Genomic DNA, 12537 nt, shown 5'->3' with positions numbered 1-12537 from the left:
GGCCTCCGGGTCACTTGTCGCCGTCGAGGGTGTAGGTGCGCTCGCCGGGCGGGATGGCGGCCTGGGTGCCGGGGGCCAGCAGGGCGAGCCGCACGTGGGAGGCGAACGACTCCGCGTAGGCGACCCGTTGGGCGTCCTGGGTGTCCAGCGCGAAGGTGATCGGGACGGCCTGGCCGGGCTGGCGGCTGGTGGCGGAGGTGCTGCCCGGGTCCTTGGCCTCCAGGGGCGTCAGCTTGCCGACGTCGATGACCTGGGCGCCGGCCACGATGACCTTGGAGACCGGCTTGTCCTCGGGGCGGCGGCCGTCGAAGGTGGCGTAGATGTTCACCCGGGAGCCGGGGTTGATCTTGCCGGCCACGCCGGTGGCGGCGTCGATCATGATGGCGATCTCCTGCTGGCCGGGCTGGAGCGCCGGCCGGTCGACGATCATGTCGTCCTGGAGCAGCGACCCCTTCTTCAAGGGGGTGACCGCGATCTTGCCGCTGACCGCGTCGAGGTGGGTCACGGCGGTGGGCGGCAGCCACCGCTGCGGGATCCTCACCTCTTCGAACTGCCCCGGATCCAGCGTTTTATAGGCCGCCACATCCGTTTTGAGCCGGTAGGCGGTCTTCTCCGCCCCGACCTTGGACTCGACGTTCCTGATCACCGACAGCACGCCGATGAAGGCGCCGACCGCACAGAGGACGGACAGGAGCAGCAGGATCACTCCGCGGCGCTGGCGTGAGTTCATGGGTGGGGGACCTCGATCGGGACGGGGGCGGGGCGGTCGGGGTGGGGTGCGGAACGGGAGCGGGCGGGGCTACGGGGCCCGCCCGCTCCGGGGCGACGAGGGGGGCTTGGGCGTCGACGGGGTCAGCGCACGGGGGCCGCCGTCCGCGCGCCGCCGGGCCGGGGGCGCAGGTCGGGGTGGCCGGGCACGTCCGGGTGGCCGGGCAGGCCGCGCAGGCCGGCCGGCGGGGGGCCGGCCGGGCGCGGGACGCCGCCGGGCGTGAACGCGGGGCCGCGGACATCGAGTTGGCCGGTTCCGGCACGGCCGGCGGGGGCGCCGCCGCGGAAGCCGGTAAGTCCTGGGGCACCGGTGACACCGGGGGCACCAGGGGCGTGCGGCGCTCCGGTGATGGGCGGTGCACCGGTGCCGCGCGGGGCGTCGGCGCGCTCCGGGACGCCGGTGATGCCGACGACCCCGGGGACGCCGGCGGGCGCGACCGGCGACAGCCCGCGCTGCCGCAGCGGCGAGCCGGACGGGTCGGGCGCGGGGGCCGGACGGGCGGCGGGCGCACCGCCGTTGGGCGCGCTCGCGGCGGGGGCGGGCGCCGGCGGCGCCCCGGCTATGGCCGCCGGTTCCCGCCCGGAGGAGCCCCCGGACCGCTCCCGGGCCAGCGGCGCCGCGCAGAACGCGCAGTGCTCGCCGATGACTTCCTGCCCACACCACGTGCACTCCGCCCGCCGCACGGACGCCACCAGGCGGCACAGCAGCGCGGGATCGGGGATGGCGGCGGCGAACTCGATCAGCTTCTGGGTGCCCCACCACCGGGCGGACTCGGTCGGCAGGTGCGCCTCGTAGACGCCCTGCACCTGCCAGGCGGGGGCGAGCGCGGAGGTGACCCAGTCGGCGGCGAGTTGACCGCGGGCGACGGCGAGTTGGGTGGTGAAGCCGGGCGGGCGGAGCCCGGCGCGGGTGCTGTGCCGGTCGAGGTGGAGTAACTGCGGCTGCGGGGTGGCCAGCACCGCGAAGTGGGTGCCGGGCAGCCAGGACTTCATGTGCGAGCGCAGGTCCACCTCGACCCGGTCCAACCCCGCGACGCTGCCGAGCAGGGCGCCGGCGTGCACGTAGTGCGCCAGCAGCCGGGCGGCGCAGGCCAGTACGCCGGGACTGAAGTCGCAGACCGACAACTGGCGCAGCTGGCGGGCGAGTACCGCGACGCCGAGCGGCGGCAGGGCGCTGGGCAGGATCGCGATCCGGTCGCTCTCCAGGACGGCACGCAGGGTGTGCAGCCGGCGGACGTGCTCCGGCGGGCAGGCGTGGGAGTACAGGACGACGAGGTGGCCGTGGCGTTCCAGGACCGCGCTGGCCTCCGTCAGGGCCTCGTCCAGCGGCTGGAGTTGCGGGGAGCGCAGGACGACCGCGGCGGGGGTGTGCCGGTCGGTCGAGGGCAGCGCGAGATCCGGGCTGGTGACTGCAATCGCGGTCGGCACGTCGCTCCCCCACTCCTTCCGGCCTCCGGCGTTCCCGGGACCGCGGATCGGCACAGCTCTGCGCCATCGGCGCCATACGCTCTGCACTTTATCCACAGAGATACGTCCCGGAGAACACGTTCTGGGCTACTCGTCTTGCCCGTTGGTCCACAGCGAAACCCCGCATACCCCTCAAGCGGCAAACATCGGAACACCCGCTTCCGACACGGCCCTTGACACCGTTTATTGGTCTGGACCACCTTGTACGGCATGCCCAGGGGCCCCTGAGCGCGCACCGGCACCACTCCCCCAACGACCCCCCACACGGAGGCAGTAGTGGTTCGCGCACGCATCACAAGAGGGACGAAGACGGGTCACCGCCGCCTGCTGGCGGGGCTGGCCGCCGCCGTGCTGGCCTCGGCCGGCCTGGTCGCCGCCGGCCCCGCGGACCCCGCCGCGGCGAGCGGCCCGGCGGCCCACGCCGCGGCCGTCCCCAAGCACGCCGTCACCGGTTACTGGCAGAACTTCAACAACGGCGCCACGGTGCAGAAGTTGAAGGACGTCGACGACGCCTACGACATCATCGCGGTGGCCTTCGCCGACACCGCCGACAAGCCGGGCGCGGTCACCTTCCACCTCGACCCGGCCGTCGGCTACTCCTCGGACAAGGACTTCAAGGCCGACATCAAGGCCAAGCAGGCGGCCGGCAAGTCGGTGGTGATATCCGTCGGCGGCGAGAAGGGCGCGGTATCGGTCAGCGACAGCGCCTCCGCGCAGAACTTCGCCGACTCGATCAACGGCCTGATGGACGAGTACGGTTTCAACGGCGTCGACATCGACCTGGAGAACGGCCTCAACTCCACCTATATGACGCAGGCGTTGAAGGCGGTGCACGCCAAGCATCCGGACGTCGTGGTGACCATGGCCCCGCAGACCGTCGACATGCTGTCGCCGCAGAACGAGTACTTCAAGACGGCGCTGGCCATCAAGGACTTCCTGACCGTCGTCAACACGCAGTTCTACAACAGCGGTTCGATGAACGGCTGCGACGGCAAGGTCTACTCCCAGGGGTCGGTGGACTTCCTCACCGCGCTCGCCTGCACCCAGTTGCAGGGCGGCCTCGACCCGTCGCAGGTGGGTCTGGGCGTGCCGGCCTCGCCCAGCGCGGCGGGCAGCGGGTACGTCGCCCCGTCGGTGGTCAACGCGGCGCTGGACTGCCTGACGTCGGGCAAGAACTGCGGCTCGTTCAAGCCGTCCAAGACCTATCCGGGACTGCGGGGCGCGATGGCCTGGTCGACGAACTGGGACGCGGCCGGCGGCGGGGCGTTCGCCAGCCAGGTCGGCGGGCACGTGCACGGGATGTCGTAACCGGCGGCCCGTAGGCGGCACTCCGTAATGGGCGCCCCGTAGGGCACTCCCCCAAGACGCCACCCCCCAGGGCCAGGTCCCGTGCACGCGGTGCGCGGGACCTGGCCGCGTGCCGAGCGGCGGCCAACGCTCACCGACCGCCGGTCGGCGTCGTCAGTGGCGGGCGCCCGACGGCTTGGGCAGGGTGCAGCCCGCGCCGTTCAGATCCAACTTGTTGCCGGCGCCGAAGCACTTGGGGATGAAGTAGGTCTCCTCGGCGTAGTTGGTGCCCTTGTGGACGGTGACGTTGCCGTTCGCGTCCACCTCGCACGGGTTGTTCTCCGTGCAGCGCTCACCGTTCTCGTTGCCGGTGTTGTTGATGGCGGTGACCTTGCCGGTCTGGTTGTCGACCACCGGGGAGCCCGAAGTGCCGCCGACCGTATGGCACTCGGGGGTGTAGCGGACCGAGTCCTTCCAGCTCCAGCCGCCCTCCTTCAGGGTGGGGACGAAGCCGTCGATGCTGCAGGTGTAGGTCTTCTTCCAGTACCCGGAGACGACCGTTATCCCGGCGCCCTTGGCGGGATGCTCGGTGGACAGCTCCAGCGGCTTGATGCCGTACTTCTGCTCGATCTCCGCGTAGGTCGAGCCCGTTTGATACAGCGTCACGTCGGTGTCGGTCATCGTCGCGTAGACGACCTTGGTCGCCTGCAACGAGCCGAGTTCGCCGGCCGACTTGTCCAGGACGGTGAAGTCACGGCTGGAGGGCTGGTCGACGATGACCTTGCCCGGGGAGGGCATTCCGCTCTCCAGACAGTGGCCGTTGGTCATCACCAGCGCCGGGTCGTTCGGCTGCGAGGTGGGCATCTTGACGATCGAGCCGGAGCAGTCGTCCAGCGCCACCGTGCCGGCGAAGTCGACGGCCTTGGTGTGCGGGGGCGCGGGCCTGAGGTGCGCGGCGGCGCCGGCCGGGGCAGCGCCCGCCGGGGTGGCGGTCACCAGGGCGGCCGCGCCCAACACGGCGGTGGCCAGGGTGCCGACGAGAGGTCGAGACATGTGGGGGTCCTCTCAGCTGTGTGTCCGGAGTTCCACGGCGACGGTTCCCGTCCGCCGATCCGGTTTTGTCACGCGCATTGTTCGCCGACGCCGGCCGCGCGGCAATGAATTTCCGTGAATCGAGGGGAAGTTGCCCTCGGAACGCGGGAACGGCGTCGTGGATGCCTACCCCGGCACGGGCCACCGGCCACCCGCTGACGAGAGATCCCCCCTCCCCAACGGGCGGCCCGCGCCCGCTCCCAGGGCCTGACGCATCGGACGGGCCCTAGACGACCAGGCTGGCCAGCGCCGCCACCGCGAAGCCGGCGACTGACAGCACCGATTCCAGCACCGTCCAGGACTTCAGGGTGTCCCGCTCGGAGATCCCGAAGTACTTGCTGACCATCCAGAAGCCGCCGTCGTTGACGTGCGAGGCGAAGATCGAGCCGGCCGAGATCGCCATGATGACCAGGGCCAGGGCGGGTTGGGAGAGCCCCTGGGACTGGACCAGCGGCAGCACGATGCCGGCGGTGGTCACGATCGCCACCGTCGCCGAGCCCTGCGCCACCCGCAGCACCAGCGAGAGCAGATAGGCCAGCACGATCACCGGCAGGCCGACGTGGTGGAAGGTGTCCGACAGCGCGTCGGCCACCCCGCTGCCCTTGAGGACCGCGCCGAAGATCCCGCCGGCGCCGACGACCAGCAGGATGTTGCCGACCGGCTTGAGGGAGGCGGTGGAGACCCGTTCCAGGGACGCGCGGGTCCAGCCGCGGCGGACGCCCAACAGGTAGTACGCCAGCAGCAGCGCGAGGGTCAGGGCGACGAAGGGGTGGCCGAAGAACTCGACGACCGAGCGGCCCGTGGAGGGCGCCAGCACGATGGAGGAGAAGGTCGCCAGCAGGATCAGCAGCAGCGGGGTGCCGATGATGGCGAGGACGGTGCCCAGCGGGACCGGCTTCTCCGGGGGTGCGGTCCCTTCCCCAAGCTCTCCGGCAAGCTCCGAGCAGGGGGTACCCCCCTCGGCCCGCTCGGCGGCGACCGCGGCCCGGGCCTCCTCGGCGGCCTCGACCATGTCGTGCGGGACGGGCACGAAGAGGCGCTTGCCGATCCAGGCGGCGTACCCCCAGGCCACCAGCACCGCGGGCACCCCGCACAGCACGCCCATCACGATGGTCCAGCCCAGATCGACCTTGAACAGGCCGGCCGCGGCGACCGGTCCGGGGTGCGGCGGCAGGAACGCGTGCGTCATGGACAGGCCGGCCAGCAGCGGCATGGCGTAGAGCACGATCGACTTGCCGCTCTTCTTGGCGGCGGCGTAGACGATCGGCGCCAGCACGAAGATGCCGACGTCGAAGAAGATCGGGATGCCGAAGATCAGGCCGGTCAGGCCCATCGCCAGCGGGGCGCGCCGCTCGCCGAAGAGGGCGAGCAGTCGGGAGCTCAACACCTCGGCGCCGCCGGATACTTCGAGGATCGCGCCGAGCATGGTGCCCAGTCCGATGATGATGGCGACGTGGCCGAGGATGCCGCCCATGCCGCTCTCGATGATCGAGACCGCGTCGGACTTCTGGACCGTGCCGAAGAGTTCGGTGACGGAGAGGCCGGCGGCCAGGCCGACCGCGATGGAGACCCCGAGCAGGGCCACGAAGGGTTGGAGCCTGACCTTCATGATCAGGACGAGCAACAGGGCGATGCCGAGGGCGGCGACGGTCAACAGGCCCGGCGTGCCCGGTATCAGGGCCAGGAGCCCGCCGGTGTGGGGTGGCGCCGGTGGGGCGGAGGGCGTTGCAGCGAGGACCATGGGTGACTCCGTTGTCAGGGGTGTCCAGGCAAGGGGGGACCGCGGCACGGCGCCCCGGTCTTACGGGGCGCCGTGCCGTGCGGCGGGCGGGAAGCGCGGCGGTGCGCTAACGGCGGGAGCGGCAAGGGGGGTTGAGCCTCTAGCTCAGGACGGCGAGCGCGTCGATCTCGATGAGCAGGCCCTTGGGCAGGCCGACGTAGACGGTGGTGCGGGCGGCCGGCGGCTGGGTGAGGCCCTGCTCCTCGAAGTAGGCGTTGTAGATCTCGTTCATCTCGGCGAAGTGGTCGACGTCGGTGAGGTAGACGCGCATCATCATCACGTCGTCCCAACTGGCGCCGCCCTCTTCGAGGATGGCCTTGACGTTGGCGAAGGTCTGGAGGGTCTGCTCGCGCAGCGTCGGGCCGGCCGGCGTCGGGGCCTGGCCCTCGACGGCGGGCAGGAAGCCGACCTGGCCGGCGACCTGGAGGATGTTGCCCTTCTTGACGCCGTGCGAGAACTTCGCGGGCGGGGTGGTGTGGGTGGCCGGGGTGAGGGCGGTCTTCTCGCTCATGGGTGTCCTTCAGACGTGCTTCACGGGGCCGGCTCGTGGCCGGGGCTGGTGGTGCCGGAGAACTCCCGGCTGATGGCGTCGGCGGTGCGGCGCACCAGCGGGAGCAGGGTGAGGAGTTCCTCGGCACTGACCACGACGCTCGGGGCGGAGACCGACATCGCGGCCGCGACCCGCCCGTCCGCGCCGCGGATCGGGGCGCCGATGCAGTTGATGGACTCCTCGTGGCCACCGAGGTCGGTGGCCCAGCCCTGTTCGCGCACCTTGGCCAACTCGGCCAGGAAGGCCGCGGCGTCGGGTGTCGAACGGGACGTGTAGCGGGGGTAGTCGAGCCGGGCCGCGAGGGCGCGGCGCTCGGGCTCGGGGAGGTCGGCGAGGAGCAGCTTGGCGACGGCGGCGACGGTGAGCGCCACCGGCTTGCCAATCCGGGAGTACATCCGGACCGGGTAGCGGCTCTCGACCTTGTCGATGTAGAGGACCTCGTTCTCCTCGTAGACGGCGAGGTGGACGGTGTGGCCGCAACTCTCGTTGAGGGCGACGAGGTGGGGGTGGGCGATGCCGCGGACGTCGAGGTGCTCCGCGGCCTCCTGGGCGAGGGCGAACAGGCGGGCGCCGAGGCGGTAGCGCTGGTCGGGCTGGCGGTAGACGAGGCCGTGCTCGTGGAGGGTGCGCAGCAGCCGGAGGGCGGTGGACTTGTGCACGCCAAGCCGGTCGGCGACCTGGCCGAGGTCGGCGGGGCCCTCGGCGAGCAGCGGCAGGATGCTCAGCGCGCGGTCGACGGTCTGGCTCATGCCCGCGCTCCCTCCGGCTCGGCCCGGCCTCCGCCGGGGACGCGCCCGTCGGGGGTGCTCCGGCTGCGCTCGTTCATGACAGGGATCTCGTTCATGACGTGGATACCTCCTGGTCCGCGGCCTCCGTGGGCTGCGTCCAGCCGGGGCCGAGGTGCAGTGTCCCCCAGGAGGCGTCGTCGAGCGCGGCAAGGCGGTCGGCCAGCGGGCGGGCCGGGGGTGCGGCGAGGTCGCCCGGGACGGTGAGGGCGGCGGCGGCCCAGAGATGGCCGTGCCGGACCCGGGTGCGCAGCGGCAGTCCGCGGAGCGCGGCGGAGAGGAAGCCGGCGGCGAAGGCGTCGCCGGCGCCGACCGCGGCGACCACGTCGACGATGGGGGCGGGGACGAGGGTGCCGGCGGGCTCCTCGTCCGCGCCCGGGGTGTCGGGGGCGTGCCGGAAGACCAGCGCGCCGGCCGCGCCCAGCTTGACGACCAGGGTCTCCGGCTCGGGCAGCGCGGCGCGGACCGCCCTCGGATCGGGCAGCCCCCAGGCGGCCTGGGCCTCGTCGGCGCCGACGAACACCACGTCGGCGGCGCGCGCCAGATCGAGCAGGACCCGCGGCCCTTGGGCGCCGGACCACAGGTGGGGACGGTAGTTGACGTCGAAGGAGAGCAACGGCCGCCCGGGACCGGCCCCGGCAACGCGGTCGGACGCCGGGCGAGGGTCGGATGACCGGCGGAGGTCGGAAGACGGCCGGTGGCCCTTGGCGCGGGGCGCCGGCGATGAGGGGTGGGGGCCGGGTGACGGATAGTCGCGGTCGGCGCGCAGCGCCGGCGATGAGGGGTGGGGGTCGGGTGACGGGTGGGCCATGAGGGCGCGCAGCAGGCCGAGGCAGTCCGCGGAGAGCGCGGCGGTGATCCCGGAGAGATGGAGCACCCGGCCGGCGCGGATCGCGGCCAGGTCCATGGTGGTCGCGGCCATCGCGGAGGCGGCCGAACCGGCGCGGTAGTAGGCGACTTCGTGGGCGTCGGTGGCGCGGTCGCCGGCGGTGCGGAAGTAGATGCCGGTGGGGCGGTCAGGGTCGCGCCGGACGGCGCGGGTGTCGACGCCGTGCCCGGCGATCTCCCGGACGAGGTGGTCGCCGAAGCCGTCGGCGCCGACCCGGGAGACCCAGCGGGTGCGGTGGCCGGCGCGGGCCAGGGCGCAGGCGACGTTGGACTCGGCGCCGCCGATGGCCCGTTGGAAGGCGGGGACGTCGGCAAGCCGGCCGGGAGCGGTGGGTAGGAAGGTGACCATGGACTCGCCGAGGCAGACGACATCGACGTCCGGGGCGGCGTCGGCCGCCGGGACGGGGGTGTCGCTGACGTTCCAGGGCGTGGTCACGATCGCTTGCGCTCCTTCGCTGCTGCCGCCGGGAGGCGGGCCGTCGTACCGCGCGACGGGCGGTCCCCGCCCGTCGCGCCGCCGGATTCGCCGGGCGCCGCGGCGCGTTTCCCGCTGCGTCTGCCGGTGTTTTCGGACCATTGACCGGGCGATGGCCCGGATGTTAGACAGCTCTAAGCGATATGCGCAATGAGCGTTGCAGAGCATGCAACGCACTCTTCGAGGAGGCTCCATGGCCGGCGACCGGCTCGCGCGGGAACTCACCCACCTCGCGGACGACACCGTCGATCACCGCTTCAAGGCACTCCCCCCGGATGCCGCCGGCCGCACCGTCGGCGAACTGGCCGCCGAACGCCGCAACCTCTTCACCGACGGCTTCACCACCCCCGTCCTGGCCCTCTCCGCCGAGGCCCTCGACCACAACCTGGCCCTCCTGGAGACCTACGCCGACCGGCACGGCCTGGCCTTCGCCCCGCACGGCAAGACCTCGATGGCCCCACAGCTCTTCGCCCGCCAACTGGCCCACGGCGCCTGGGGGATCACCGCGGCCGTGCCCCACCAGGCCCGGGTCTACCGGGACTTCGGCATCCAGCGGATCTTCCTGGCCAACGAGCTCGTCGACGCCGCCGCGCTGCGCTGGCTGGCCGGCGAACTCGCCGCCGACCCGGACTTCCGCTTCGTCTGCTACGTCGACTCGCTGCGCGGCATCGAGCTGATGGACGCCGCGCTGCGCGCCGCCGAGGCCACCCGGCCCGTGGACGTCGTCATCGAACTCGGCGCCGGCGAGGGCGCCCGGACCGGCGCGCGCACCGAGGCCGAGTGCCGCGAACTCGCCGATGCCATCGCGGGCGTGGACACCCTCCGCCTCGTCGGCGTCGCCGGCTACGAGGGCGAGGTGCCGCAGGCGGATCATGCGCGGGTCACCGCCTGGCTGCGGCGGCTGGTCGCGCTCGCCGCCGAGCTCGACGCCTCCGGCCGCTTCACCGACCTCGACGAGATCGTGGTCAGCGCCGGCGGCAGCGCGTGGTTCGACGCCGTGGCCGAGGTCTTCGCCGATCTCCCCGAACTCTCCGCGCCCGTCCTCAAGTTGCTGCGCTCGGGCGCCTACGTCTCGCACGACGACGGGCACTACCACCACCTCACCCCCTTCAACCGGCTGCCGGACGAGGGCGCCCTCCAGCCCGCCTTCCGGCTCTGGGCGCAGGTGGTCTCCCGGCCCACCCCGGAGCAGGCGTTCCTCAACGCCGGCAAGCGGGACGCCGCGTACGACCTCGACCTGCCGACGGCGCAGGCCGTGCGCTCCGGCCGGGACGGCACCCTGCGCCCGGCCACCGGCCTCACCGTCACCGGCCTGTCCGACCAGCACGCCTGGGTCCGCACCGAGCACGCCGGCGATCTGGAGGTGGGCGACTGGGTCGCCCTGGGCCTGTCGCACCCGTGCACCTCCTTCGACAAGTGGCAGTTGATCCCGCTGGTCGAACAGGACGGGACGGTCGTCGACTTCATCCGCACGTTCTTCTGATCGTTCTGATCGTTCTGCATGTTCTTGTGCTACCCGCGCCGGGTGCGCAACTCGCCCCGGCGCACCCCGAGAACCCCCTGATCACTCCCTGACCCGACCCCCGATCGACCACCCCCGAGAGATCCCAGGGTCACCCCCGACCCCGTCCCCGACCCCGCGACCGTGCGCGCCGCCACCGGCCCCAACTCGCCCGCGCGGACGGCCGGGACGGACTGACGAAAGGCGGCCCGCCATGGACACCGTGTTCCGCGACGTACGCGTCATCGACGGGTCCGGCGGCCCCTCCTACCGCGCCGACGTCGCCCTGGCCGACGGCCGGATCACCGCCGTGCACCGCGCCGGGGCCGGCGGCCCCCGCCCGTCCGCCACCCGCACCGTGGACGCCGCCGGCCTCGCGCTCGCCCCCGGCTTCATCGACATGCACGCCCACAGCGACCTGGCGCTGCTGCGCGACCCGGCGCACACCGCGAAGGCCGCCCAGGGCGTCACCCTCGAAGTCCTCGGCCAGGACGGCCTGTCCTACGCCCCCGTGGACGACCGCACGCTGACCGCGGTCCGCGCCCAGATCGCCGGCTGGAACGGCGGGGGCCCGGACGACGACTCCCTCGCCTTCACCTGGCGCACCGTCGGCGAGTACCTCGACCGCCTCGACCACGGTTTCGACGGCGAGGGCATCGCCGTCAACGCCGCCTACCTCATCCCCCAGGGCACGGTCCGGATGCTCGCCCTCGGCTGGGACGACCGGCCGGCCACCGACGCCGAACTGGCCCGGATGCGGCGCCTGGTGGCCGAGGGCCTGGAACAGGGCGCGGTGGGCCTGTCCTCCGGCCTCACCTACACCCCGGGCATGTACGCCTCGGACGCCGAACTGACCGAACTGTGCCGGGTGGTGGCGCACTACGACGGCTACTACTGCCCGCACCACCGCTCCTACGGCGCCGGCGCCCTCCAGGCGTACGCGGAGATGGTCGCCCTCACCCACGAGGCCGGCTGCGCCCTGCACCTGGCGCACGCCACCATGAACTTCGGCGTCAACAAGGGCCGCGCGCCCGAGCTGTTGGCCCTCCTGGACGACGCCCTGGACGCCGGCGCCGACATCACCCTGGACACCTATCCGTACACCCCCGGCTGCACCACGCTCGTGGCGATGCTGCCCAGTTGGGCCAGCGAGGGCGGCCCGGAGGCGATCCTGGCGCGGCTCGCGGACGACGCCATCGCCGAGTCGATCCGGCACGCCCTGGAGGTCACGGGCTCGGACGGCTGCCACGGCGTCCCGATCGACTGGGACGCCATCGAGATCTCCGGCGTCACCGACCCCGCCCAGGCCGACTGGGTCGGCCACACCGTCGCCCGCGGCGCCGCCGACCGCGGCCAGTCCCCCTGGGACGCCGCCCGCCGCCTGCTGATCGCCGACCGGCTGGGCCCGACGATCCTCCAGCACGTCGGCCACGAGGACAACGTCCGGCAGATCATGCGGCATCGGGTCCACACCGGCGGCAGCGACGGCATCCTCCAGGGCGCCAAGCCGCATCCGCGGGCGTACGGGACCTTCCCCCAGTACCTCGGCCGGTACGTCCGCGAACTGGGCGTGCTGACCCTGGAGGAGTGCGTGGCGCACCTGACCTCCCGCCCCGCAGCCCGGCTGCGGCTGCCCGACCGCGGCCTGATCCGCGAGGGGTACCGCGCCGACCTGGTCCTCTTCGACCCCGAGACGGTCGCCGCCGGTTCCACCTTCGACGCCCCGCGCACCCCACCGGTCGGCATCCCGCACGTCCTGATCGACGGCCGCTTCGTCATCGAGGACGGCCACCGCACCGACACCCTGGCGGGCCGCGCCATCCGCCGCACCCCGGGCCCGCGCGGCTAGCGCCCCACCACGGATCCCGCACCACCCCACCCCTCACACTCAGCGACGCACCCTCACCCTCCGCTCACCACGTGGCGAAAGCCACCCGGCGGGTG

At 72.9% G+C, this 12537-nt stretch carries 10 protein-coding genes; 3 read left to right on the top strand and 7 right to left on the bottom strand.

All coding sequences use genetic code 11. The features are described 5' to 3' along the window. Positions 1-10: 10 nt before the first annotated feature. Both cpaB and ACFVFQ_RS26410 read right to left on the bottom strand, forming a co-directional pair. Entirely contained in the window at positions 11-730 is a 720-nt protein-coding gene (cpaB, locus tag ACFVFQ_RS26415; protein WP_383420345.1) for a Flp pilus assembly protein CpaB, read from the bottom strand. Positions 731-852: 122 nt separating this feature from the next. Next, positions 853-2196, bottom strand: a complete 1344-nt coding sequence (locus ACFVFQ_RS26410; RefSeq protein ID WP_383420343.1) for a hypothetical protein — start codon at positions 2194-2196, stop codon at positions 853-855. 315 nt (positions 2197-2511) lie between these two features. On the opposite strand from ACFVFQ_RS26410, the gene ACFVFQ_RS26405 reads away from it, so the two are divergent. Then, the gene (locus ACFVFQ_RS26405) at positions 2512-3543 is read left to right on the top strand and encodes a chitinase (RefSeq protein WP_383420341.1); all 1032 of its coding nucleotides are present in this window, start codon (positions 2512-2514) and stop codon (positions 3541-3543) included. Positions 3544-3696: 153 nt separating this feature from the next. Here ACFVFQ_RS26405 and ACFVFQ_RS26400 read toward each other — a convergent pair whose 3' ends face one another. From ACFVFQ_RS26400 to ACFVFQ_RS26380, 5 genes are all read right to left on the bottom strand, one after another. After that, positions 3697-4575, bottom strand: a complete 879-nt coding sequence (locus tag ACFVFQ_RS26400) for a serine protease (RefSeq protein ID WP_383420339.1) — start codon at positions 4573-4575, stop codon at positions 3697-3699. Between the two features lie 265 nt (positions 4576-4840). After that, positions 4841-6355: a GntP family permease gene (locus tag ACFVFQ_RS26395; RefSeq protein WP_383420337.1), complete on the bottom strand. Its 1515-nt coding sequence runs from the start codon at positions 6353-6355 to the stop codon at positions 4841-4843. 139 nt (positions 6356-6494) lie between these two features. Continuing rightward, positions 6495-6905 carry a RidA family protein gene (locus tag ACFVFQ_RS26390; RefSeq protein ID WP_274913613.1) on the bottom strand — a complete coding sequence of 137 codons (411 nt, stop codon included), beginning with the start codon at positions 6903-6905 and terminating at the stop codon, positions 6495-6497. A 20-nt stretch (positions 6906-6925) separates the two neighbouring features. Beyond that, positions 6926-7693 carry an IclR family transcriptional regulator gene (locus ACFVFQ_RS26385; protein ID WP_383420335.1) on the bottom strand — a complete coding sequence of 256 codons (768 nt, stop codon included), beginning with the start codon at positions 7691-7693 and terminating at the stop codon, positions 6926-6928. Between the two features lie 91 nt (positions 7694-7784). Continuing rightward, positions 7785-9053: a sugar kinase gene (locus ACFVFQ_RS26380; protein WP_383420333.1), complete on the bottom strand. Its 1269-nt coding sequence runs from the start codon at positions 9051-9053 to the stop codon at positions 7785-7787. Between the two features lie 232 nt (positions 9054-9285). On the opposite strand from ACFVFQ_RS26380, the gene ACFVFQ_RS26375 reads away from it, so the two are divergent. Together ACFVFQ_RS26375 and ACFVFQ_RS26370 are read left to right on the top strand one after the other, a co-directional pair. After that, positions 9286-10575 carry an amino acid deaminase gene (locus ACFVFQ_RS26375; RefSeq protein WP_383420331.1) on the top strand — a complete coding sequence of 430 codons (1290 nt, stop codon included), beginning with the start codon at positions 9286-9288 and terminating at the stop codon, positions 10573-10575. Between the two features lie 232 nt (positions 10576-10807). Next, positions 10808-12442, top strand: coding sequence for an amidohydrolase family protein (locus tag ACFVFQ_RS26370; RefSeq protein WP_383420329.1), 1635 nt, complete (start codon positions 10808-10810; stop codon positions 12440-12442). The last annotated feature ends 95 nt before the right edge of the window (positions 12443-12537 follow it).

The sequence above is a fragment of the Streptomyces sp. NPDC057743 genome, from assembly GCF_042798755.1.
Taxonomy (GTDB): Bacteria; Actinomycetota; Actinomycetes; order Streptomycetales; family Streptomycetaceae; genus Streptomyces.
Note: the sequence above shows the minus strand (reverse complement) of the source record. Positions and strands in the feature narration are given on the sequence as shown.